The sequence below is a fragment of the Stenotrophomonas acidaminiphila genome (assembly GCA_002951995.1).
Classification (GTDB): Bacteria; Pseudomonadota; Gammaproteobacteria; order Xanthomonadales; family Xanthomonadaceae; genus Stenotrophomonas; species Stenotrophomonas acidaminiphila_A.
The window spans coordinates 1,386,427-1,408,655 of sequence record CP019797.1; the positions used below are offsets into that span (position 1 = coordinate 1,386,427).

General features: G+C 67.7%; 24 protein-coding genes. 18 read left to right on the forward strand and 6 right to left on the reverse strand.

Annotation, left to right across the window (positions count from 1 at the left end):
• Positions 1-160 precede the first annotated feature (160 nt).
• The 6 genes from B1L07_06085 to B1L07_06110 all read left to right on the forward strand — a co-directional run bounded on the left by B1L07_06085 (position 161) and on the right by B1L07_06110 (position 5,158).
• Positions 161-1,063 carry a transglycosylase gene (locus B1L07_06085; protein AUZ54736.1) on the forward strand — a complete coding sequence of 301 codons (903 nt, stop codon included), beginning with the start codon at positions 161-163 and terminating at the stop codon, positions 1,061-1,063.
• A gap of 171 nt (positions 1,064-1,234) precedes the next feature.
• The gene (locus B1L07_06090; protein ID AUZ54737.1) at positions 1,235-1,855 is read left to right on the forward strand and encodes a ubiquinol-cytochrome c reductase iron-sulfur subunit; all 621 of its coding nucleotides are present in this window, start codon (positions 1,235-1,237) and stop codon (positions 1,853-1,855) included.
• Between the two features lie 2 nt (positions 1,856-1,857).
• Positions 1,858-3,120 carry a cytochrome b gene (locus tag B1L07_06095; GenBank protein ID AUZ54738.1) on the forward strand — a complete coding sequence of 421 codons (1,263 nt, stop codon included), beginning with the start codon at positions 1,858-1,860 and terminating at the stop codon, positions 3,118-3,120.
• Positions 3,113-3,856 carry a cytochrome c1 gene (locus B1L07_06100; GenBank protein AUZ54739.1) on the forward strand — a complete coding sequence of 248 codons (744 nt, stop codon included), beginning with the start codon at positions 3,113-3,115 and terminating at the stop codon, positions 3,854-3,856. The genes B1L07_06095 and B1L07_06100 overlap by 8 nt, the downstream gene beginning before the upstream one ends.
• A 152-nt stretch (positions 3,857-4,008) precedes the next feature.
• Positions 4,009-4,644 carry a stringent starvation protein A gene (locus tag B1L07_06105; GenBank protein ID AUZ54740.1) on the forward strand — a complete coding sequence of 212 codons (636 nt, stop codon included), beginning with the start codon at positions 4,009-4,011 and terminating at the stop codon, positions 4,642-4,644.
• Positions 4,645-4,720: 76 nt separating this feature from the next.
• Entirely contained in the window at positions 4,721-5,158 is a 438-nt protein-coding gene (locus B1L07_06110; GenBank protein AUZ54741.1) for a ClpXP protease specificity-enhancing factor, read from the forward strand.
• Between the two features lie 66 nt (positions 5,159-5,224).
• Here the strand turns inward: B1L07_06110 and B1L07_06115 are convergent, their stop codons facing one another.
• The 4 genes from B1L07_06115 to B1L07_06130 form a co-directional block, all read right to left on the reverse strand.
• A complete protein-coding gene (locus B1L07_06115; GenBank protein ID AUZ54742.1) occupies positions 5,225-5,572 on the reverse strand; it encodes a hypothetical protein in 348 nt (115 codons plus the stop codon).
• A gap of 107 nt (positions 5,573-5,679) precedes the next feature.
• Complete coding sequence (locus B1L07_06120; protein ID AUZ54743.1) at positions 5,680-6,546, reverse strand: hypothetical protein; 867 nt, start codon at positions 6,544-6,546, stop codon at positions 5,680-5,682.
• Positions 6,547-6,668: 122 nt separating this feature from the next.
• Entirely contained in the window at positions 6,669-7,541 is an 873-nt protein-coding gene (locus tag B1L07_06125; GenBank protein ID AUZ54744.1) for a nicotinate-nucleotide diphosphorylase (carboxylating), read from the reverse strand.
• A complete protein-coding gene (locus B1L07_06130) occupies positions 7,541-7,810 on the reverse strand; it encodes a hypothetical protein (GenBank protein AUZ54745.1) in 270 nt (89 codons plus the stop codon). The genes B1L07_06125 and B1L07_06130 overlap by 1 nt, the downstream gene beginning before the upstream one ends.
• Before the next feature lie 59 nt (positions 7,811-7,869).
• Here B1L07_06130 and B1L07_06135 point away from each other — a divergent pair, with 59 nt between their 5' ends.
• The 3 genes from B1L07_06135 (at position 7,870) to B1L07_06145 (ending at position 9,959) form a co-directional block, all read left to right on the forward strand.
• Complete coding sequence (locus B1L07_06135) at positions 7,870-8,373, forward strand: 5-(carboxyamino)imidazole ribonucleotide mutase (protein AUZ54746.1); 504 nt, start codon at positions 7,870-7,872, stop codon at positions 8,371-8,373.
• Positions 8,370-9,515, forward strand: a complete 1,146-nt coding sequence (locus tag B1L07_06140; GenBank protein ID AUZ54747.1) for a 5-(carboxyamino)imidazole ribonucleotide synthase — start codon at positions 8,370-8,372, stop codon at positions 9,513-9,515. The genes B1L07_06135 and B1L07_06140 overlap by 4 nt, the downstream gene beginning before the upstream one ends.
• A gap of 108 nt (positions 9,516-9,623) precedes the next feature.
• Positions 9,624-9,959 (forward strand): alkylhydroperoxidase, encoded by a 336-nt coding sequence (locus B1L07_06145; GenBank protein AUZ54748.1) that lies wholly within the window; start codon positions 9,624-9,626, stop codon positions 9,957-9,959.
• Positions 9,960-10,023: 64 nt separating this feature from the next.
• Here the strand turns inward: B1L07_06145 and B1L07_06150 are convergent, their stop codons facing one another.
• Positions 10,024-10,602, reverse strand: coding sequence for a superoxide dismutase (locus B1L07_06150; GenBank protein AUZ54749.1), 579 nt, complete (start codon positions 10,600-10,602; stop codon positions 10,024-10,026).
• A gap of 122 nt (positions 10,603-10,724) precedes the next feature.
• Between B1L07_06150 and B1L07_06155 the strand changes: the two genes are divergently transcribed.
• The 5 genes from B1L07_06155 to B1L07_06175 all read left to right on the forward strand — a co-directional run bounded on the left by B1L07_06155 (position 10,725) and on the right by B1L07_06175 (position 17,358).
• Positions 10,725-11,045, forward strand: a complete 321-nt coding sequence (locus B1L07_06155; GenBank protein ID AUZ54750.1) for a monothiol glutaredoxin, Grx4 family — start codon at positions 10,725-10,727, stop codon at positions 11,043-11,045.
• Positions 11,042-11,800 (forward strand): short-chain dehydrogenase, encoded by a 759-nt coding sequence (locus B1L07_06160; protein ID AUZ54751.1) that lies wholly within the window; start codon positions 11,042-11,044, stop codon positions 11,798-11,800. The genes B1L07_06155 and B1L07_06160 overlap by 4 nt, the downstream gene beginning before the upstream one ends.
• Positions 11,797-12,390, forward strand: a complete 594-nt coding sequence (locus B1L07_06165) for a hypothetical protein (protein ID AUZ54752.1) — start codon at positions 11,797-11,799, stop codon at positions 12,388-12,390. The genes B1L07_06160 and B1L07_06165 overlap by 4 nt, the downstream gene beginning before the upstream one ends.
• A 237-nt stretch (positions 12,391-12,627) precedes the next feature.
• Positions 12,628-15,858, forward strand: a complete 3,231-nt coding sequence (locus B1L07_06170) for an Oar protein (protein ID AUZ54753.1) — start codon at positions 12,628-12,630, stop codon at positions 15,856-15,858.
• 108 nt (positions 15,859-15,966) lie between these two features.
• Positions 15,967-17,358, forward strand: coding sequence for an LOG family protein (locus B1L07_06175; GenBank protein ID AUZ54754.1), 1,392 nt, complete (start codon positions 15,967-15,969; stop codon positions 17,356-17,358).
• 82 nt (positions 17,359-17,440) lie between these two features.
• Here B1L07_06175 and B1L07_06180 read toward each other — a convergent pair whose 3' ends face one another.
• Positions 17,441-18,445, reverse strand: a complete 1,005-nt coding sequence (locus B1L07_06180) for a hypothetical protein (protein AUZ54755.1) — start codon at positions 18,443-18,445, stop codon at positions 17,441-17,443.
• Between the two features lie 140 nt (positions 18,446-18,585).
• Here B1L07_06180 and B1L07_06185 point away from each other — a divergent pair, with 140 nt between their 5' ends.
• The 4 genes from B1L07_06185 to B1L07_06200 are packed head-to-tail and all read left to right on the forward strand — an operon-like array spanning position 18,586 to position 21,009.
• Positions 18,586-19,119 carry a hypothetical protein gene (locus B1L07_06185; protein AUZ54756.1) on the forward strand — a complete coding sequence of 178 codons (534 nt, stop codon included), beginning with the start codon at positions 18,586-18,588 and terminating at the stop codon, positions 19,117-19,119.
• Complete coding sequence (locus tag B1L07_06190; GenBank protein ID AUZ54757.1) at positions 19,116-19,604, forward strand: hypothetical protein; 489 nt, start codon at positions 19,116-19,118, stop codon at positions 19,602-19,604. Before B1L07_06185 ends, B1L07_06190 begins: the two co-directional genes overlap by 4 nt.
• Complete coding sequence (locus tag B1L07_06195) at positions 19,601-20,461, forward strand: hypothetical protein (protein ID AUZ54758.1); 861 nt, start codon at positions 19,601-19,603, stop codon at positions 20,459-20,461. The genes B1L07_06190 and B1L07_06195 overlap by 4 nt, the downstream gene beginning before the upstream one ends.
• A complete protein-coding gene (locus tag B1L07_06200; GenBank protein AUZ54759.1) occupies positions 20,458-21,009 on the forward strand; it encodes a hypothetical protein in 552 nt (183 codons plus the stop codon). Before B1L07_06195 ends, B1L07_06200 begins: the two co-directional genes overlap by 4 nt.
• Positions 21,010-22,229: the final 1,220 nt, after the last annotated feature.

A 22,229-nucleotide genomic window follows, 5' to 3' on the forward strand; every position in this document is an offset into this window, starting at 1 on the left:
CGGGCGTCCCGGGCATGGCGCTTATTCCAGACGGGTGGGCGGGCAGGCGGCGCTGGCGCCGCGGCGGGGGGCGATTGTACCGGGGTTGCCGGTACCGGGCGTACCGGCGGCGGCCGGCAGTTGGCATTCCGGGCGCGAAACTGGGACACTTCCGCCCGCAATGAAGACCGGACTGGGGATTGCTGGGGTATTGATCGCCGCGCTGACGGCTATGCCGGCCAGTGCCGGTACCCTGTACAAGTGCCTCGGTGCCGATGGCGTCTCCAACTACGTCAGCAAGCGCATCCGCGGAGCCAGCTGCAGCGTGGTCGGCAGCTACCGGCCGTCGGCCCGGCCGGCCAGCCGGCCACCGGCCGCCGCGCCCGCGGCCAGTGCCGGGGGCGCCACCACCGCGGACCGCCCCGCGCCCACCACGGTGACCGCCAGCGCAGCGCCCGCCACACCGGCGCCAGCGCCGGCGCCCGTCAGCCGCGCGCAGCGGGTGGTCAGCGGGCAGGTCTATACCTACATGAAGGACGGCGTGCGCCACTACACCAGCGCCCGTCCGGCGCAGGTCGCCAGCCTGGGCGAAGTACGCACCATCCGCTACAGCTACATCGAGCGCTGCTATGCCTGCGGCGCCAACCCTGGCGTCAACTTCGGCACGGTGCGGCTCAACACCCAGGCCTATCGCGCCGAAATCGCCGCCGCGGCGCGCGAGTTCGGGGTCGAGGAGGCGGTGGTGCGCGCGGTGATCCATGCCGAGTCGGCGTTCAATCCCACTGCCTTGAGCCGCGCCGGCGCGCAGGGGCTGATGCAGCTGATGCCGGCCACCGCGCGCCGCTTCGGCGTGAGCGATGCCTACGACGCCAGCCAGAACATCCGCGGCGGCGTGCGCTACCTGTCGTGGCTGCTGCGCCGCTTCAACGGCGACCTGACGCTGGCCGCGGCCGGTTACAACGCCGGCGAGGGCGCGGTGGACCGGCACGGGGGCGTACCGCCCTACAACGAAACCCAGTATTACGTAAAGCGCGTGGCGCAGTTGGCCGACCGCTACCGTGGCGAGCTGGGTTCGCGCCAATGAATGCTGTTCTTTTTTATTCCAGGAGCGCGTGACAAAAGTCATGGACTCGTGTTTCATCGCGTTGTGCGGCCGCTGAGCGTTCAGCTAAACTCGGGGAGATTCGATTCTGAGCGGTCCGGTTCCACCGGTCGCAGGCAGCCGCAAGCCACCTAATCAATATCGGAGGGCCGGATGGCCAACGATGGGGTAAATGATCCAGTCAATGCCGGACGCCGGCGCTTCCTGACCGCGACCACCGCCGTGGTCGGCGCAGTCGGGGCAGGTTTCGCAGCAGTTCCTTTCATCAAGTCATGGAATCCCAGTGCCAAGGCCCAGCTGGCCGGCGCACCGGTGAATGCCGACATCAGCGCGTTGCAGGAGGGGCAGCGCCTGGTCCTAGAGTGGCGAGGCCAGCCGATCTGGATCGTCAAGCGCTCCAAAGCGGTGCTCGAGGCGTTGCCGACGCTCGATGGCCGCCTGCGCGACCCCAAGTCCGAGAATGCGGACCAGCAGCCGGATTATGTGCGCAAGGCCAACCCGGAGCTGCGCTCGATCAAGCCGGAAATCTCGGTGCTGGTCGGCCTGTGCACCCACCTGGGCTGCTCGCCGGAAATGGCCGCCGAGATCAAGCCCGAGCCGTATGACCCGGAATGGAAGGGTGGCTACTTCTGCCCGTGCCACAAGTCGCGCTTCGACATGGCCGGACGCGTGTTCCAGGGCGTGCCGGCGCCGACCAACCTGGTCGTGCCACCACATCACTACGCCGACGACAACACCATCGTCATCGGCGTCGATCCGAAGGGGGCGGCGTAATCATGGCTGACAACATCCTCGTCCGCGCCGCCAATGGCGTGATGGGCTGGGTCAACGACCGCGCCCCCGCGCTGATGCCGATGTACCGGAAGCACATGTCCGAGTACTACGCGCCGAAGAACTTCAACATCTGGTACATCTTCGGCGTGCTGTCGATGGTGGTGCTGGTCAACCAGATCGTCACCGGCATCTTCCTCACCATGCATTACAAGACCAGCGCGGCGGAAGCCTTCGCCTCGGTCGAGTACATCATGCGCGACGTGGAGTGGGGCTGGCTGATCCGCTACATGCACAGCACCGGCGCCTCGCTGTTCTTCATCGTCGTCTACCTGCACATGTTCCGCGGGCTGATGTACGGCTCCTACAAGAAGCCGCGCGAGCTGGTCTGGATCCTGGGCATGCTGATCTACCTGGCGCTGATGGCCGAAGCCTTCATGGGCTACGTGCTGCCGTGGGGCCAGATGTCGTTCTGGGGCGCGAAGGTCATCATCTCGCTGTTCGGCGCGATCCCGGTGATCGGCAACGGCCTGACCGAGTGGATCATGGGCGACTACCTGCCGTCCGACGCCACCTTGAACCGCTTCTTCGCCCTGCACGTGATCGCGGTGCCGCTGGTGCTGCTGTTGCTGGTGGTGCTGCACCTGGGGGCGCTGCACGAGGTGGGCTCCAACAACCCCGACGGCGTGGAGATCAAGAAGGGCCCGAAGGGCAACCGCTGGTCGCCGACCGCGCCGGCCGATGGCGTGCCGTTCCATCCGTATTACACGGTGAAGGACACCTTCTACGTGTTCGCGATGATGGTCATCGCCGCCTTCATCATCTTCTTCGCCCCGGCGTTTGGCGGCTGGTTCCTCGAGCACGACAACTTCACCGAGGCCAACAGCCTGGTGACCCCGGCGCACATCAAGCCGGTGTGGTACTACACGCCGTACTACGCGATGCTGCGGGTGATCCCGCACAAGCTCAGCGGCGTGCTGGTGATGTTCGGTGCCATCGCGATCCTGTTCCTGGTGCCGTGGCTGGACCGCGCCAAGGTCAAGTCCTACCGCTACCGCGGCCTGCTGTCCAAGCTGCTGCTGTTCGGCTTCGCCATCAGCTTCGTGTGGCTGGGCAAGATCGGTGCGGGCCCGGGTACCGACCCGGTGGAGACCATCATCGGCCGTTTCCTGACCGCGTATTACTTCCTCTTCTTCCTGACCATGCCAGTGTGGACCAAGCTGGACAAGACCAAGCTGGTGCCGGAGCGGGTGACGACGCATGACTAAGAAATGGATTGCCTTGCTGGCATCGGCCGCTGCCGCGCTCCTGTTCTCGGCCACCACCTTCGCCGCCACCGAAGGCGCGCTGCAGCAGGCCGGCAACGACCTGTCCGACCAGGCATCGCTGCAGCGTGGTGCGCAGGCCTACATGAACTACTGCTCGGGCTGCCATTCGCTGAAATACCTGCGTTACTCGCGCATGGCGTCGGACCTTGGCCTGACCGAGCAGCAGGTCATGGACAACCTGAACTTCACCGGTGCCAAGTTCGGTGAGCAGATCCATGTGGCCATGACCAAGGCGCAGGGCGAGAAGTGGTTCGGCAAGATGCCGCCGGACCTGAGCCTGATCGCGCGCGTGCGCCAGAGCGACTGGGTCTACACCTATCTCAAGTCGTTCTACCTGGACGAGTCGCGGCCGCTGGGCTGGAACAACAAGCTGTTCCCGAACGCCTCCATGCCCAATCCGCTGTGGGAGCTGCAGGGCCTGCAGCATGCCGAGTTCGGCGAGCCCGACGCGGCCGGCGAGCGGCACCCGGAGCGGCTGGTGGTGACCAGTCCGGGCAAGGTGACGCCGCAGGAGTACGACCAGACCGTGCGCGACATCACCAATTTCCTGGAGTACGCGGGCGAGCCGGCCGCACTCAAGCGCCAGAGCCTGGGCGTGTGGGTGGTGCTGTTCCTGGCGCTGCTCTCCTTCCTGGCTTACCTGCTCAAGAACGAGTACTGGACCGACGTGCATTGACGTGAGGGTGGGTCCCGGACCGGTGCGGGGGCAGGTTCCCCGGCACTTGGCATCGGCACCGGCTGACTGCACACTCAGGGAAGGTGGCGACCGCGGGCGCTGGGCCCGCGGCGCCGTAAGGCTGGCGGATGCCGGCCCTTGGAGAGCCCTTGATGGCGGCGAGTGTGCGCATGCGAAATACCCTGACGTTGTTCTCGGCCAATGACGATGTCCTGTGCCATCGGGTGCGGCTGGTACTGGCCGCGAAGGGCGTCACCTACGATCTGGTCCCGGTCGATCCACAGAATCCGCCGGAAGATCTCATCGACCTCAATCCCTACCATTCGGTGCCGACCCTGGTCGAGCGCGAGCTGGTGCTCTATGCGGCCTCGGTGGTCAGCGAGTACCTGGACGAGCGCTACCCGCATCCACCGCTGATGCCGGTGGACCCGTTGTCGCGGGCGCGCCTGCGCCTGGCGATGTTGCGCATCGAGCACGACTGGGTGCCCCAGGTGCAGGCGATCCAGCTGGGCAACAAGAGCCAGACCGAAGCCGCCCGCAAGCGGCTGAAGGAGCTGGTGGCGCAGTCGGTGCCGTTGTTCAAGGCATCCAAGTTCTTCCTCAATCCGGAAATGAGCCTTGCCGACTGCGCGATGGCGCCGATCATCTGGCGGCTCGAGGCACTGGGCATCGCGCTGCCCAAGGACGGCAAGGCCATCGAGGACTACGGCAACCGCATCTTCCGCAACCCGGGTTTCATCCGCAGCCTCACCGAACAGGAAAAGAAGCTGCGCGACCTGCCGGCCTGACGCATCTGCTGTATGCAGACTTATCGATCACCGCCGCAGGGCGGTGACGGCACCCGATGCCGCGTACACTTGCCCCATGAGTGAAGAATCTTTCCGCATGAGCAGCCATCGCCCCTACCTGTTGCGGGCGCTGGTGGAGTGGATCAACGACAACGGCATGACCCCGCACATCATGGTCGACGCCGGCGTGCCCGGCGTGCAGGTGCCGGCCAGCGCCGTAAAGGACGAGCGGGTCGTGCTGAACATCGCCGAGCGCGCGGTGATGCGGCTGCACATCGACAACGATGCGGTGAGTTTCACCGCGCGTTTTTCCGGCGTCAGCTTCCCGGTGAACGTGCCGATCGCCGCGGTGCTGGCGGTGTATGCGCGCGAAACCGGGCAGGGCATGGCTTTGCCCGATGACATTCCGGGCAATGATGGGCCGGAACCGCACGACGACGACACCTCGCCGCCCACGCCACCGGATCCGCCGCAGCCCTCGGGCAAGCGCCCGTTCCTGCGGGTCGTGAAATGAACCCACCGCCGCCGCCAGGCGGCGGTTTCGTTTGCATGGCAGTGCGGATCGCGCCGCGTGCCGGCGTCAGATGTCCTCCGCCTCGTCGCGCGGCTGCAGCATGCTGACCCGGGCGCTGGCCGGGCCGACGAAGGACACCAGCTGCCTGCCGCGCAGCACCATGCGCCCGCTATGGCGCTCGACGCCATCGTAGGAATAGTCGAAGCGGAAACTGCGCTCGAAGCCCAGCCAGCCGCTGGGCAGCCGGCACAGCCGCAGCCCGGTGGCATGCACGCTCTGGTCCAGCCACTGCACGTCCGCGGCCTGGCAGGCGTTGCGGCCCAGTTCGGTCGCGCGTTCGGCTGCGGCCCGGGACGCATCCCAGAAGGCATAGCCGATGGCGCCGAGGATCATCAGGATCAACAAGGTAGGCATGGCGCCACTTTAGGCGGCCGCGCGCAAAAGCGGAACCACGCCCGATGCGATGGGTGGCGTGTGCCACGCGACGATCGCGGCGCGGGGCCGGGCGTGCGCCGGGCTGTTCAGCGCTCGCTGGCCGCCGCGTCCACCGACGTCGGCGCGGACGCTTCCACCAGCTTCAGCAGTGCCGCCCAGTCCTGGCGGTTGAAGTCGCACTCCTCCTCGCGGCCGGGCGAGCACGCGGGCTCCAGCGTCAACGGCTGCGGGTCGGCCGGCGCCGGCATGAGCAGGCGCCCGGTCCGGTCCAGCGGCAGCTTGCGCATCACCACCGCGTTGGCGACGTTGCCGCCTACCAGGTACAGGGTGTGGTCGCCGCCGGCATTGGCGGCCACGACCACTTCGCAGTGCGACTTCCAGCGGTCGGCGCCGCCGCCGTCCAGGGCCTGCGCCAGGCCCGCGTAGCTGAGCGGCCTGCTGCGCTCGCGCAGGAAGCACAGCAGGTCGCCGGGCGCGGGTTTTTCCTGCATCGGATCGGTGAGCCGGTAGGGCCGGGCGGCAGTGCCACCGCGGCGGGCGGCACGGATGTAGTCGATATGCCGGGGCGAACGGGCGAAGCCCGGCACGCCGGCACGCGTCATTACCCAGGAAACGAACGCGGCCGACCAGGGATTGTCGACCAGGAACGCACGGCAATCGTTATCGGTGGTGCGCTCGCCGGGCAGTGCCATGCAACTGCGGGCGCCGGGCAGGGCGGCCATCGGCGACAGCGTGCCGCTCTCGCGCCAGTAGCCGGCCACCCGCTGCCATGCGACCATGCCATCGTCGGCCAGGCTGCCGCTCTCGGCCTCGGTGATGGCGAGGCTGGCGATGCGCCCGTCGCGGTCGATGAAAGGGCGGTACCAGAGTCGGTGCTCGCCGCACGCGGCGCGGATGACCGCCTTGGCGGTTTCGCCCACGCCGTAGCGCGGCGGGATGTCACAGACTTCCACCGCCGCAGCTGGCAGGGCGGGCAATGACAGCGCACAGCAGAGCAGGAAGCGGTGGGCCACGGCGGGTTTCCTTCGGGCATGCCTGCGAGCCTCGCAGAGCCGAGCGTGGCGGTGCCGTGAAATCAGCGCGGCGGTGGGCCCAGCTTCAGCGACAGGTCGATCGCCTGCACATGCTTGGTCAGTCCGCCGATGGAAACATAGTCGACCCCGTCCTCGGCGATCGCGCGCAGCCCGTCCAGGCCGACGCTGCCGGAAACCTCCAGTGGAATGCGCTTCGCGGGCGCTTGGCTGGCGGCGATGCGTACCGCATCGCGGCGCATGGCCGGGCTGAAGTCGTCGATCAGGATGCGGTCGCAACCGACGGCCAGCGCCTCTTCCAGCTGCGCCAGGTCCTCCACCTCGACCACCAGCGGCAGGGCCGGTTGCTGCGCGCGCGCGGCGCGTACCGCGGCGGTCAACGAGCCGGCGGCGCGGATGTGGTTCTCCTTCAGCATCACCATGTCGAACAGGCCGATGCGGTGGTTGTCGCCGCCGCCGCAGCGCACCGCGTACTTCTGCGCCAGGCGCAGGCCGGGCAGGGTCTTGCGGGTGTCGAGGATGCGCGTCCCGGTGCCGGCCACGGCCGCGACATGGCGCGCGGTGGTGGTGGCGGTGGCCGACAGCGTCTGCATGAAATTCAGCGACGTGCGCTCGGCGCTGACCAGGGCGCGGCTGCGGCCCTGCAGCGTGGCCAGTACGGTGCCGGCAGCGACCTGCTCGCCCTCCCGCACCCGCCAGTCGATCCTGACCTGCGGATCGAGCGCGCGGTGGGTGGCGTCGAACCAGGGGCGGCCGGCGATCACCGCGTCCTGCTTGCACAGCAGGTAGGCGCAGTCGGCGGTATCGGGCAGCAGCGCGGCGGTGACGTCGCCGCTGCCGATGTCCTCAGCCAGGGCGCGGGCGACGTCGGCGTCGATCTGCTCCTGCGGCGGAGCGGCCGGCGGCTGCGGCAGCATCACTTGCCCGGGAAACCGTCGATCTGCGCGGTGGCGATGGCCTCCTCGGGCAGCAGCACCGGGATGCCATCCTCGACCCGGAACACCTGCCTGCGGTCGCGGGTGACCAGCGCCTCGCGCAGCGGTTCTGCCTGCGCGCTGCCGTCGGCGCGGGTGACGCCGCCGGCGGCGATGGCGCGGTTCAGCGCTTCCAGTCCGGCACTGTCCAGCAGGGCCAGCGGCTGGCGGGTGTCGGGCGAGACGAGCAGGTCGAGCAGTTTGCGGTCCATCGGGTCGTGGTCTTGCGTGGAAGATGGCTAGAATACGTCTTTGCAGCAGGTGACGGCCAATGACCCCCAATTCCTCCGCGCCGCTCGTCGGCATCGTGATGGGTTCCCGTTCCGACTGGGAAACCATGCAGCACGCGGCCCAGAAGCTCGACGCGCTGGGCGTGCCCTATGAAGTGAAGGTGGTTTCAGCGCACCGCACGCCGGACGTGCTGTTCACCTATGCCGAACAGGCCGGCCCGCGCGGGCTGCGCGCGATCATCGCCGGCGCCGGCGGCGCCGCCCACCTGCCGGGCATGATCGCGGCCAAGACCGCGGTGCCGGTGCTGGGCGTTCCGGTGCAGTCCAAGGCGCTGAACGGCATGGATTCGCTGCTGTCGATCGTGCAGATGCCGGCCGGGATCCCGGTGGCGACATTCGCCATCGGCAATGCCGGCGCGTCGAACGCGGCGCTGTTCGCGGCGGCGATGCTGGCGCCGGCGCAACCGGCCATCGGCCAGGCGCTGGAGGCGTTCCGCGCGCGCCAGACCGCCGACGTGATGGCCGCCGACGACCCGCGCCAATGACCACGGTCGGCATCCTCGGCGGCGGGCAGCTGGCCCGCATGATGGTCCTGGCCGGTGCGCCGCTCGGCCTGCGCTTCGTGGTGTTCGATCCCGCCGCCGACGCCTGCGCCGGGCAGCTGGCGCCGCTGCAGGTCGGGGCGTTCGACGACACCGCCGCGCTGGCCGAGTTCGCCGCACGGGTGGACGTGGTTACCTTCGATTTCGAGAACGTGCCGGCCGCAAGCGCGCGCTGGCTGGCCGAGCGCAGGCCGGTGTTTCCCAACCCCGCCGCGCTGGCGGTGGCGCAGGACCGGCTCAGCGAGAAATCCCTGTTCCAGGAGCTGGGCATTCCGCTGCCGCCGTTCGCCGATATCCGCAGCCGCGACGAGCTGGCGGCGAAGGCCGCCGAGTTCGGCATGCCCTGCATCCTCAAGACGCGCCGGCTCGGGTACGACGGCAAGGGCCAGTTCCGCATCCGCGGCGAGGCCGACATCGATGCCGCCTGGCAGGCGCTGGGCGCCCAGGTGGACGCGACCGGCCTGATCCTGGAGGGCTTCGTGGCCTTCGACCGCGAGGTCAGCGTGGTGGCCGTGCGTGGCCGCGATGGCGAGTTCCGCGCCTGGCCGCTGACCGGCAACTGGCACGTCGATGGCGTGCTGTCGGCGAGCCTGGCGCCGGCCCCCGCGGGCGCGGCCCAGCACGAAGCGGCCATCGGCTATGCGCGCCGGGTGGCCGAGCGGCTCGACTACGTCGGCGTGTTCGCGCTCGAACTGTTCTGCCGCGGCGACGAGCTGCTGGCCAACGAGATGGCACCGCGCGTGCACAACTCCGGCCACTGGACCAGTGACGGCGCGGAAACTTCCCAGTTCGAGAACCATCTGCGCGCGGTGCTGGGCCTGCCGCTGGGCGACACCCGGGTGCTGGGCCACGCCTGCATGCTCAACTGGCTCGGCCGGATGCCGGATGCGCGTGCCGTGCTCGCCGAGCCCGCCGGCCACTGGCACGACTACGGTAAGCAGCCGCGCGAAGGCCGCAAGGTGGGCCATGCCAACCTGCGCGACGACGATGCCGAGGCATTGGCCGACGCGCTGGAGCGGGTGGGGCAGGCGCTTGCCCGGCCGGCGCAGGTCGAACCGGTGGTGCGCGCGCTGCGCGGCCGCTGACCGCGCCAGCGCCAGCGCCGGATCGACGGCGTGGCGGTGCGCTCCCGTGCGCACCGCCACGACCGGCCGGGTGGTAGCGTGGCGGCTCCTTCCCTCGGAGTGGCCGCCATGCTGGACTGGAACGCATACCGTCGCGAGCTGAAGGGGCGTATCGGCGAGCTGGGCAAGCTCTCGCCCGATACGCTCAAGGGCTACATGACACTGAGCGGTGCCGGCGCGCAGACCGCGCACCTGGATGCCCGGACCCGCGAGCTGATCGCCCTGGCGGTGGCGGTGACGACCCGCTGCGACGGCTGCATCACCACCCATGTCGACGCGGCGCTGAAACAGGGCGCGAGCCGCGAGGAGATCGCCGAGGCGCTGGGCGTGGCGGTCGCGCTCAATGCCGGTGCCGCGCTGGTGTTCTCGGCGCGCGTGCTGGACGCGGTGGACGCCCACGGCTGAGGCGGCCCGGGCCGCGACCGGGGCGGTCGCGGGCGGTGACGCCCGCGCAGGCCCGCCGGCGCGCTCAGCGCAGCCGGGCGCCGACGAAATCCCAGTTCACCAGCTTCCAGAACGCCTGCAGGTAGCGCCCGCGGTCGTCCTGGAAGTCGGTGTAATAGGCATGCTCCCACAGGTCGCAGCCCAGCAGGGGCGTGCTGTCCCCGGTCAGCGGCGTGTTGGCGTTGCGGGTGGTGACGATGGCCAGGCGGCCGTCCGGATGCTGTACCAGCCACGCCCAGCCGGAACCGGCCAGGGCCAGTGCCGCGCGGTTGAATTCCTCGCGCAGTTTCTGGGTGTCGCCGAACTGGCGGGCGATCAGGTCGGCCAGCGCGCCGTGCGGCTCGCCGCCGGCCCGGGGGTGCAGGCACTGCCAGTAGAAAGCGTGGTTCCAGGCCTGCGCGGCGGCTTCGAACAGGCTGCCCTGGCTGGCGCGGACGATCTCCTCCAGTGCCAGGCCCTCCAGTTCGGTGCCGGCGATGCGGGCGTTGACGGCTTCGATCTCGGCGCGCTGGTGGTGGCCGTGGTGCAGGTCCAGGGTCGCCGTGGTGAGATGCGGCTGCAGGGCGTCGCGGGGATAGGGCAGGTCGGGCAGTTCGACGGGCATGGTCCGTTTCTTTTCGGTCTGGGGCGCCGGCAGCCGGCTGGCTCGGCTTACAATCGGCAGCCACGGGGGAAGAGTCTATCCGACCGGACAGGCCGTTCCTTCGCAGCAGCTGGGAGATTGCAATGGCGGTGATGGAGCAAATCCAGGCGGAGGTGGAGCAGCATCCCCTCGTCCTGTTCATGAAAGGGACGCCGCAGTATCCGATGTGCGGGTTCTCCAGCCGGGCCGTACAGGCGCTGCTGGCGGCGGGCGCGGTCAACCTGCGCACCGTCAACGTGCTCGAGCTGCCCGAAGTGCGCGCCAACCTGCCGCGCTATTCCAACTGGCCGACGTTTCCGCAGTTCTTCATGCATGGCGAACTGATCGGCGGCTGCGACATCATCCTGGAACTGCTGGAGTCGGGCGAACTCAAGCGCATCGTCGCCGAGGCGGGCCAGGCATGAGCGCGCGATCGATCGACGCCGGCAACGCGCCGGCCCCGGGTTCGCGCCTGGACGGGCGCGTCGTGCTGGTCGCCGGTGCCGCCGGCGGCCTCGGTGCGGCGGCGTCGCGGGCCTGCGCCGCGGCCGGCGCCACCGTGGTCCTGCTCGGGCGCAAGGTCGCCAAGCTCAACCGCGTCTATGACAGTGCCGCGCAGCTCGGTCCCGAGCCGCTGCTGTATCCGCTGGACATGGAGGGCGCCTCGCCCGATGACTACGCCGAACTGGCCACGCGGCTGGCGTCGGAAGTCGGCCGGCTGGATGGCCTGCTGCACTGTGCGGCCGACTTCGCCGGACTGACGCCGTTTGCGCTCGCGGACCCGGCGGCATTCGCCCGCGCCATCCACGTCAACCTGACCGCCCGCGCCTGGCTGACCCAGGCCTGCCTGCCGCTGTTGCGCCAGCGCGAAGATGCGGCGGTGGTGTTCGCGCTGGACGACCCGCAGCGGGTCGGCCAGGCCTACTGGGGCGGCTATGGCGTGGCCCAGTATGGCCTGCGTGGCCTGCTCGATACCCTGCACCACGAACTGCGCAGCGGTCCGGTGCGGGTCAGCGGGTTGCGGCCGCGGCCGATGCGCACGCCGCTGCGGGCGCGCGCCTTCACCCACGAAACCGACTACGCGCCGGTCGATCCGGCGGCCTGCGCCGATGCCTGCGTACAGCTGCTGGCCGCCGATGGCGCGGACTGGCGCGGCAAGGTGCTGGAACTGCGCGGGTGACGATCCTCTCCGCCGCGCTGCTGCTGTTCCTGATCCTGGATCCGCTGGGCAACATCCCGGTGTTCCTCAGCCTGCTCAAGCCGCTGGCGCCCCGCCGCCAGCGCGTGGTCCTGGTGCGCGAACTGCTGATCGCGCTGGCTGTGCTGATGGCCTTCCTGTGGGGCGGCAAGTACGCGCTGGAGCTGATGCACCTGCGCCAGGAGTCGGTGGCCATCGCCGGTGGCATCGTGCTGTTCCTGATCGGCATCCGCATGATCTTCCCGCGGCCGGAAGGGCTGATGGGGGCGGTGCCGGACGGCGAGCCATTCATCGTGCCGATGGCGATCCCGCTGGTGGCCGGGCCGTCGGGCATGGCGGCGGTCATGCTGATGGGCAGCAACGAGCCCGACCGGCTCGGTGAATGGAGCCTGGCACTGCTGCTGGCGTGGGGCGCCACGGCGGCGATCCTGATGTCGGCAACGCTGCTCTACAAGCTGCTCGGGGCGCGGGCGCTGACCGCGCTGGAGCGCCTCATGGGCATGCTGCTCGTCGCGATTTCCGTGCAGATGTTGCTAGACGGTGTCGCCACCTACCTGGCGTCCATCCCGTAAGTCTTTGATTCGATTGTGCCGCATTTGCTGCAATGCAAGATGGCTGTCTTGCTGCGGTCATATTTGGTGCTTACCGTGTTAACCTTATCTTAACCGTTGCGCATGTAACCGCCGCGGAAGGTACCCCCAGATTCAAGCCGATCAGGCGCCCGGTGGCCCCGGGGCTGATGGATCGCGTTTTTTCCCAATCGCCAACTCGTATCGAGGCTACCCAGAATGAACCACCCTCGCATCCGGATGTCCAAGCTTGCCCTTGGTCTCGTTGCCGCTCTCGCGGCCGCGCCGGCTTTCGCACAGAGCACCTCCGCCGGCGTCGGCGGCCTGGTCACCAACAACGGCGGTTCGCCGGTGGCCGGTGCCGAAGTCACCATCACCCACGTCGAGTCGGGCACGGTCAGCCGCGCCACCACCGATGCGTCGGGTCGTTACAACGCGCGCGGCCTGCGCGTGGGTGGTCCGTACACCATCACCGTGACCAAGCCGGGTGAGGGCACCAAGACCGAAGAGGGTGTGTACCTCAACCTGAACCAGGTCAACACCGTCAATGCGGCACTGGCCGGCGACGTGACGACCCTGCAGGGCGTGGAAGTGGTGGCCGCGATGGTCGGTTCCGACCTGTTCAGCGCCAACAAGATGGGCACCGGCTCGAACGTGACCCGCGAGCAGATGGATGCGCTGCCGTCGGCCAGCCGCAACATCCAGGACTACATCCGCCTGGACCCGCGCATTTCGCAGGTCAGCAAGGCTGACGGCGCGATCTCCGCCGGTGGCCAGAACACCCGCTACAACGCCATCCGCATCGACGGCATCGGCGCCGGCGACCCGTTCGGCCTGGAATCCAACAACCTGCCGACCGAGCGTCAGCCGGTGTCGATGGACGCCATCCAGGAAATCAACATCGACCTGGCCAACTACGACACCACCATCTACGGTGGCACCGGCGCGGTGATCAACGCCGTGACCAAGTCGGGCACCAACGAGTTCCACGGCACGGTCTATGGCTCGTACCGCAACAAGGACGACATGGTCCGCCGCCGCCTGGATACCGACAAGGGCGATTTCAACGGCTTCAACGACGAAAAGACCTACGGCATGACCTTCGGCGGCCCGATCGTCAAGGACAAGCTGTTCTTCTTCGCCAACTACGAGAAGTACGAGCGTTCGGCCCCGGGCGTGGCGCTGGGCGACACCCCGTACGGCAAGGGCAACATCACCGACGCCGACATCAAGGCCGTGCAGGACTTCATGACCGGCAAGGGTTACGACGTCGGCAGCCTGTCGGCGCCGGACAGCAAGACCGAGATCGAGGAATACGCGGTCAAGCTGGACTGGAACATCAACGAGAACCACCGTGCCGCGCTGCGCTACAACAAGATGGAGCAGAACGTCATGCGCTTCCCGGGCATGGCCTCGGGCACCGTCTCGCTGAGCAGCTACTGGTATGCGCAGCCGAAGACCTATGAAACCTGGATGGGCGAGCTGTTCTCCGACTGGAGCGACAACTTCTCCACCGAGTTCAAGGTCTCGTACAAGGACTACAACGCTACCCGCGTGCCGACCGTGAACCTGCCGCAGATCCGCATCAACGGCTTCGGTTCCAACAACTCGGCGCTGCTGCTGGGCACCGAGCAGAACACCCATGTCAACATCGTCGAGTCGAAGGAGCTGAGCGCCTTTGGTTCGGCGAACTGGTACATCGGTGACCACACCGTCAAGTTCGGCTTCGACTACTCGAAGAACGAGCTGATGAACTTCTATGGCCGCAACCTCAACGGCGTGTACGAGTTCAACAGCCTCACCGACTTCCTGGCCGGCAAGGTCAACCGTTACCAGCTGCGTGCGCCGCGCCCGAACGGTGGCAGCCTCAGCGACATCCCGGCGAGCTTCACCCTGAAGAACACCGGCCTGTTCGTGCAGGACACCTGGGCGATCAACTACAACCTGAACCTGATGTACGGCGTGCGCGTCGACCTGCCGGACTTCAGCAACCAGAAGCTGTACAACCCTCGCATCGAGCAGCTGTACGGCTACAACAACACCGTGCTGCCTGACAGCAGCCTGGTGCAGCCGCGCGTCGGCTTCAACTACACCTTCGACTCGGATCGCCCGACCCAGCTGCGCGGCGGCGTGGGCCTGTTCGGCGGTGCGGCGCCGAACGTGTGGCTGGCGGGTGCCTACCAGAACACCGGCCTGAACTATGTCGAGTACGACCTGCGCGGCAACCAGGCCCCGGCGTTCAACCCGGCGCTGCCGCCGTCGACCGCCGGCCTGACCCCGGGCTCGGGTCGCATGAACGTGGACATCATCGAGCCGGGCACCCGCATGCCGTCGGTGTGGAAGGCCAACCTGGCGTTCGACCACGAGCTGCCGTGGTACGGCATCACCGCGTCGGCCGAGCTGCTGGTCACCAAGGTCAAGGACGCGCTGTACTTCGAGCGTCTGGACGTCATGACCCCGACCGCCTACGGCCAGGACGGGCGTGCGATCTACTGGAACGCCGCCGGTCTTGACCCGAGCAATTCGCGCATGAGCGGCAGCAACAACTTCGGCATTACCGATGGCACCAAGGGCGCCCTGACCCGTGCCAACCGTCCGTCGGATATCGGTGACGTGATGCTGCTGCGCAACACCGACAAGGGTGGCAGCTCGCAGGCGACGTTCGCCCTGAGCAAGCCGATGACCGAGAACTGGGGCTGGTCGCTGGGTTACACCTACACCGCCGCCAAGGAAGTCAGCTCGCTGACCAGCTCGCAGAACACCTCGAACTGGAACAACACGCTGATCTTCAACTCCAACGAGAACGTGGACTACAACTCGCGGTACGCCATCAAGGACCGCCTGACCGCGACGCTGGAGTGGAAGCACGCCTTCTTCGGTGACTACGCCACCCGTGCCGGCCTGTTCTACGAAGGCCGCACCGGCCGTCCGTACAGCTATATCTTCTACAACGACGTGAACGGCGACGGTGCCACCACCAACGACCTGTTCTACGTGCCGAAGGGTTATGGCGACGTGCTGTTCGGCAAGGTCGTGAACAACAAGTTCGAGCAGGATCCGGCCATGGAGAAGGCGTTCTTCGACTGGCTGGAGAACACCCCGGAACTGGCCGGCTACAAGGGTCAGGTGGTGCCGGCCAACTCGCACCGCGCCAAGTGGGTCAACAGCTTCGACGTGCGCCTGAGCCAGGAGCTGCCGGGCCTGTTCAAGGGCCACAAGACCGAGCTGTCCCTGGACATCATGAACGTGGGCAACCTGCTCAACAAGAAGTGGGGCCTGATCGACGACTACGGCTTCTACTCGACCCGTCGCGTGGCCAACTACGGCGGTATCGATCCGGCGACCGGCAAGTACGTGTACTCGTTCACCGGCACCACCGACAACTCGTCGATCCAGGAAAACAACAACGACAAGGGCAACACCGCGGTGTCGCGCTGGTCGATGATGCTGAGCCTGAAGTACAAGTTCTGATGCCCTGACGGATCAGTGCTGCACAAGGAAACGGCCGGGGCAACCCGGCCGTTTTCCTTTTCATGGGGGCAGCGCTACATTCGACCAACTGTGAAGACGGAACCGACGATGGAAATGACGAAAGAAGCGGTGGCGCGGGCGCTGCCGGTGCAGGATGCGCGGATCTACCCGCGCGGCGGTCTGGACGTATTGTCGCGGGCGGAGGTCGCGCGCCTGCGCGATGCATCCAGCGGCGGCATGCACGAGCTGCTGCGGCGCTGCGCGCTGGCGGTGCTCACCAGCGGCAGTGCGTCGGACGACCCGCGTGCGGCGCGCGACCTTTACCCCGATTTCGACATCCAGGTGGCGCAGCAGGACCGCGGCGTCCGCATCGACCTCACCAATGCGCCGGCGATGGCGTTCGTCGACGGCGAGATCATCCGCGGCATCGCCGAGCTGCTGTTCTCGGTGGTGCGCGACCTGGCCTACATGGCCATCGAGCTGGGGCCGGAGTATGCCTCGGACCTGGAGACATCCGAGGGCATCACCAACGCGGTGTTCGGCGTGCTGCGCAACGCCCGCATCCTGCAGCCGAGCGAACCGAACCTGGTGGTGTGCTGGGGCGGTCACTCGATTTCCCGTGACGAGTACCTGTACACCAAGCAGGTCGGCTACGAGCTGGGGCTGCGTGGGCTGGACATCTGCACCGGCTGTGGCCCGGGTGCGATGAAGGGGCCGATGAAGGGCGCGACGATCGCCCATGCCAAGCAGCGCAGGACCAATACCCGCTACATCGGCATCACCGAGCCGGGCATCATCGCCGCCGAGTCGCCGAACCCGATCGTCAACCACCTGGTGATCATGCCGGACATCGAGAAGCGCCTGGAGGCGTTCGTGCGCATGGGTCACGGCATCATCGTGTTCCCGGGCGGCGTCGGCACCGCCGAGGAGATCCTGTACCTGCTGGGCATCCTGCTGCGCGAGGAGAACAAGGCGCTGCCGTTCCCGCTGATCCTCAGCGGCCCGACCATCGCCGCGCCGTACTTCGAGCAGATCGACCGGTTCATACGCATGACCCTCGGCGAAGAGGCCGCCAGCCGCTACGAGATCATCGTCGGCGACCCGGTCGCGGTGTCGCGGCGCATGACCCAGGGCATCAAGCGGGTGCGCGAGTACCGCCTGGCGCACAAGGATTCATTCTTCTTCAACTGGTCAGTGGAGATTCCGCACGAGTACCAGCAGCCGTTCGTGCCGACGCACGAGGCGATGGCCGCGCTGGACCTGCACCACGGCCGTCCCGCGCCCGAACTGGCGGCGGATCTGCGGCGCGCGTTCTCCGGCATCGTTGCCGGCAACGTCAAGGAGGACAGCATGCAGCGGATCGAACGCTTCGGTCCGTTCAAGATCCACGGCGATCCGGACATGATGCAGGCGCTGGACGCGCTGCTGCGCGCCTTCGTCGAACAGCGCCGCATGAAGATCTCCGGCGAGTATCACCCCTGCTACCAGGTCGTGACCTGAGCCGGCGCGCCGCTGTGGCGCGGGCCCAATGCCGCTGGGCATCGGGCTTGGGCCGCCACCGCTGCCGGCCCGCTGCCCGCACTCAGCCGGCCGGTACCCGCAACGAGGCCAGGTAGCGCCGGTCGGCGATCTCCGTGTGGACGTCGCCGCCCATCATCTGCACCCGCGCGCGCAACGCCTGCAGCCCCACGCTGTGGCCGCGGTGGATGCTGGTCGTGGTGGCGGGCAGGTCATTGCTGACCGTGATCCTGGCGCCCCCGGCTTCGGGCTGGATGGCGATCCGCAGCCTGCACGGCCCGGCGGAGGGTTCCACGCCATGGTGGATGGCGTTCTCCACCAGCGGCTGGATCGACAGAATCGGCACCTGCAGGTCGGGCAGCGCGTCCGGCAACGCCCATTCCACCTGCATCCGCGCGCCGAAGCGCAGCTGCTCGATGGCGATGTAGCGACGGGCCAGTTCCAGCTCCTCGCGCATCGGGACCTGGCGCGAGTCGGTCAGGGCCGCGCGGAACAGATCGGCCAGGTCCAGCAGCAGCTGCTCGGCCTTCTGCGGTTGCTGATGCACGAGCGCAGCCCCGGTATTGAGCGTGTTGAACAGGAAGTGCGGATGGATGCGCGCCTGCAGGGCCTCCAGTTCCGCCTGTTTGGCGCGCAATGCCAGTTGCCGGACGCGCCAGTGGTTCTGGAATGCAAGCAATACCAGCAGCCCGGCGACCAGCGCCAATGCCAGCGCGCGCAGCACGAACAGGGCGCCTTCGTGATCCCCCTCGACGTGGCGGAAGCTCATCAGCGTCCAGGCGGCCAGTGCCATCAACAGGGTGGTGACCAGCAGCACGCCCAGGCAGGCCCATGCCAGCGGCTGGGGGCCGAGCCGGCCCAGGACCGGGCGAAGCAGGTGGACCAGGGCCAGGGTGCCGAGGGTCGCCCACTGGATGCCCAGCGATGCCAGCCCGAACAGCACCAGCCGGTCGTCCACCGGTGCCGGCGACAGGGCAAGCAGCGCGGCCAGTGCCTCGCCGGCGAGGACCACCGCGATCAAGGTCGAGGGGCTGAGCAGGATGTCGATCGGGCGATGGGGATGCGGCACGGCACCAGCCTGGGCGGGGAACCGAGATCATAGCCAGCGCGGGCTACCGCTGGCGCCCGTGATCGGTCCGCTCGTCGCCTTTGTATGGAACGGGGCGCTCGCAGGGCTTACTGTCGGGCCGGACAATCATGGGGAGTGTCATGTCGCGACGGGATGCTGGAACTCCGCGGCCATCGGCAGGGGCGGGGTTCACCTTGATCGAACTGATGGTGACGGTCGCCGTGCTGGCGATCATCGCCGCGATCGCCGTGCCTGCCATGCAGGGGCTGATCGCCGCCAATCGCCTCAGCGCCGCATCCACCGAGCTGGTCACCGCCCTGCAGTTGGCGCGTTCGGAGGCCATCCGCCGCAATGCGGCTGTCACCGTATGCGGCAGCGACAATGGTACGAGCTGCGCCAGCACGACCGACTGGAGCCGGTGGATCGTGACCGGTCGCGACACTACCAGTGGCAGCGACGAGGTGATCCGCGATTCGTCGGTCACGGGCGACATGCAGGTCGCCGGCCCGGCCGCCGGCATCCGTTTCCGCCCGACGGGCCTGCTCGATGCGCAGGCCAGCATGACGGTCTGCCTGCCGGTCAGCAGCGTCGGCGACAACCAGCGCGTCGTGACCATGATGGTCGGCGGCGGAGTCACCACCAGCAAGCACAACGGAGCTGGAGCATGTCCATGAACAGCGCTGTCCGCGGTCCGGTCCACGGTCCACGCCGATCGCCGGGGCGGCGGTTGCCCCGCCAGCAGCGTGGCGTCAGCCTGCTGGAAGTCATGATCTCGGTGCTGATCCTCGGCGTCGGCCTGCTCGGCATCGCCGCGATGCAGGCACTCGCGCTGCGCGGCGGCCAGGGCTCGCTGGAGAGCAGCCAGGCGGTCATGCAGACCACGTCGATCGCCGAGGCGATGCGCGCCAACCGGCTCAATGCGGGCAACTATGCGATGGCCATGACCTGTACCGCAGGGTCCGGCGGAAGCCTGGCACAGAACGATCTGGCGGCCTGGATCAACGCGCTCAAGCGCACCATCGGTACGGTCGGCGATAGCAGCACCTGCGGCAGGATCGAGGCGCTGGGCAATAATCGTTTCCGGATCACGGTGCAGTGGGACGACCAGCGCGCCGGCGGCAGCAGTACCCGCCAGGTGGCCACCGAGGTGCGCATATGAGCCGCTTTGCTTACCGTGCGGGTCGCCGGCATTCGGGCGGCTTCAGCCTGATCGAACTGATGATCGCGCTGGTGCTGGGGTTGCTGGTGCTGGGTGCGGCATTCGTCGTGTTCCAGTCCAATCAGAACTCATTCCGTGCCAATGAAGGGCTGAACCGCATCCAGGAGAGCGCGCGGGTTGCCTTCGAGGTGATGTCGCAGGACATCCGCTCGGCCGGCGGTTCGGCGTGTTCCACGGCCTCGGTCGTGGAAAGCTCCGGCGCCCAGTCCGACGCGTTCCGTGATACTCCGATTACCGGTAACGCCAGCCAGTTGACCGTGGTCTCGGGCGAGGATGCGGCCTACAAGGTCACCGCTTCGACCGCCACCTCGGTCACCCTGGATTCAACGCAGGTGTCCGATGCCACGGACAAGTTCGAGGTCGGCGACTGGCTGCTGCTGTGCAACGCGCGCAAGAGCTTCGTGGTGCAGGCCACGAGCGTCAGCAGCAGCACCCTCGGGTTCGCCGCGCTGCCGGGCGGCTACAACCCGGGGGCCGACCAGCATGCGCCTCCCTCCTCGGTGGTGGTGGGGCGGTTGCGCAGCGCGCGCTGGTTCGTGGCCGACAATGGTCGTGGCGGCAGCTCGCTCTACGTCTCGCGCTTCGGCGGTGCCGCCGAGGAAGTCACCGATGGCGTGCAGTCGATCGCCTTCTCGTACCTGCAGCAAGGGGGCACCAGCTATACGGCCACGCCCGCCGACTGGTCCACCGTGATCAGTGTGCGTGCGGACATGGTGCTCAATGGGCGTGACGTGGATGGCAGTGCGCTGACCCGCAATTCCTCGAATATCTTCAGTCTCCGGAGTCGTACGCTATGAGTCTTTCCGTCGGCGCGGGCGGCCCCAGCCTGGCGGCGAGCCGGGCCCAGCAGGGCATCACCTTGCTGGTGGTGATGATATTGCTGCTGATACTTTCGGTGCTGGGTATCGCGATCCTGCGCAGCTCGGCCATGCAGGAGCGCATGAGTGCCAACATGCGCGACCGCAGCCTGGCCTTCCAGGGCGCCGAAACGGCCTTGCGTTATGCGCAGGACGTGGTGCTGGCCGGAAATTCCGCCTGGGAGGCGGGAACGATCCCGGCCGCTGCCGATTGCACCAGCACCAGCGTCTGCCCAACCGGCGCCAGCCCGGTCTGGGCGAACCTGCCCGCGGGCACATATGACACCCGGCTGGCTGCGCCGCCGCAGTACTGGATCGAGTACCTGGGCGTCGGGCCCGGCTACAAGGGGAACTGCGACAGCCTGCCGCCGTCCCCGGACTGCGAGAGCCCGCTTTTCCGCATCACCGCACGCAGTCGTTCCGCCGGGCGGGCGGATGTCCTGCTGCAGGCCAATGTCGCCAGTCGCACTCCATCGCCGGGGCAATGATCATGAAGCGCAAGCATTCCAAGCATCGGACGTCGCAGCCGGCCATGCGCCAGTGGTGGGCGGGTCCTGCCGCGTTCCTGGCCAGCATGCTGGCCCTGCCGGTCAACGCCGGCATCGTGATTCCCGATGACCCGCTGACCACGGCGGCGCGCGTCGCCCCCAACATCCTGTTCATCCTGGATGACTCGGGGTCGATGGCCTGGCGCAACATGAACAACCAGGATGTCACCGAGATCACCGGCCCCGGCTCGTTCAGCAGCCGGCCCGATGCCAACGGTGTGTCCACGGGTACCAGCGTCACCAGCGAGACGCTGGACAACTCCAAGTTATACATGCAGAGCTATGCGACCAACACGCTGTATTACAACCCGGCGGTGACCTACAAGCCGTGGATGGATGCCGATGGCAATCGGCTGACGGGCGGCATGAACTATACGGGGGTCTACAGCAGTGACCTCGTGGTAACGCATTCCGGCGCCGGGACCAATGGTGGTTCGAAGGACCTGTCGGCCAACATCCAGACGTTCTACGTACCGAAGAACACCGCCAACAGCAGCGCGTCCTATCTCTCCAGCGTGTCCAATTACTACCGCTACCAGATCCTGCCCGGCAACGGCGGAATCCTGCGCGGTGTCTACGGCACGGTGGTGACCAGCGCCAAGCAGACGGTGCAGGTGGGGGGCAGCAATACGGCCACCGGCACGCTTTCCAACAACACGGCCGTCGACAACCGGCTGGCCTCCGTGTCCGCGGGCGTGGTGCTCGAGATCACCATCGACAACACCAGTTCGAACAATTCCCGGACCCTCAACTACTGGGTTTACGACCCTGCCGGCAACACGGTATGCAGTGGCGTTTCATCACGGAACAGTGCCGGTTACTGTCTGGTGCCCGAGACCGCTGCCGGCCAGTACACGGTGAGGGTGCAGCGCGCCACCAACAACAGCACCAGTTACCAGATTTCCGCGCAGCGTTACACCACCAACAGCTGTGACGGACAGGGCAGTGGCTATGGCTGGATCGACTGCACCGCGGCACTGCCTGCGCCGCGTACGGGGTCGGGCAATACGGTGGCGGACGAGAAGGCCAACTTCGCCACGTGGTATTCCTATCACCGCACCCGCACCAAGGCGGCCAAGGCCGGTGCCGCCGAGGCATTCAGCCCCCTGAACAGCAAGGTGCGTGTCGGGTTCCGCACCATCTGGGGGCGCAACACGTTC